Origin of the sequence: Actinotalea sp. C106 (genome assembly GCF_023630195.1) — a bacterium.
Lineage (GTDB): Bacteria > Actinomycetota > Actinomycetes > Actinomycetales > Cellulomonadaceae > Actinotalea.
On record NZ_JALPKN010000621.1, the window covers coordinates 1 to 626 of the forward strand.

Consider the following 626-nt stretch of genomic DNA (forward strand, 5'->3'; position numbering starts at 1 on the left):
GGGCCCTGGCCACGGCGGAGGCTCTCGCCGACGGCCCTCGCGAGGTCGTCGTCGTGGGCCCGGTCGACGACCCCGCGACCCAGGCCCTGCACCGGGCCGCCCTCGCGGCGGGGGCACCAGGCTCGGTGGTCGTGGTGGGCGAGCCTGGCAGCTCGGCCCTGCCCCTGCTCCTGGACCGCCCCATGCTCGAGGGACGTCCGACGGCCTACGTCTGCCGGGGCTTCGTGTGCGACCGGCCGACCACCGACCCGGCCGAGCTCGAGGCCCAGCTCCGCGGCTAGCAGGACCTCACGGCTAGCGCGTCCGCGCGGCCAGACGACGTGCCAGCGGGGCGACCAGCAGGATGCCGACAGCTGTCGCGCCGAAGGCCCAGCCGTACCCAGTCCCGACGAGGACCGCCCCCACGACCACGGCCCCCAGCCCCGTCCCGCCGTCGTACGCGATGTTCCAGACGGTGCTCGCGGTGCCGTGGCCGCCTCGGCCCGACCGGCGCAGGATGACCACGAGGGAGTCGTTCTGCACGGCGCCGAACCCGAGGCCGAACAGCCCCGCGCCCACCACCGTGAGCAGTGCGGTCACGGCAGGTGGCGCCGCCCCCGGGGTGCCGGCGGCGCCCGCGGCGAGGG

The 626-nt window shown here is 77.2% G+C and carries 2 pseudogenes; one reads left to right on the forward strand and one right to left on the reverse strand.

Features of this window, described 5'->3' with window-relative positions:
- Positions 1–281 (forward strand): annotated as a pseudogene (locus L0B03_RS18845) (N-acylglucosamine 2-epimerase); the annotation flags it as partial.
- Between the two features lie 13 nt (positions 282–294).
- On the opposite strand, the pseudogene L0B03_RS18850 reads toward L0B03_RS18845, so the two are convergent.
- A pseudogene (locus L0B03_RS18850) lies at positions 295–626 on the reverse strand (hypothetical protein); the annotation flags it as partial.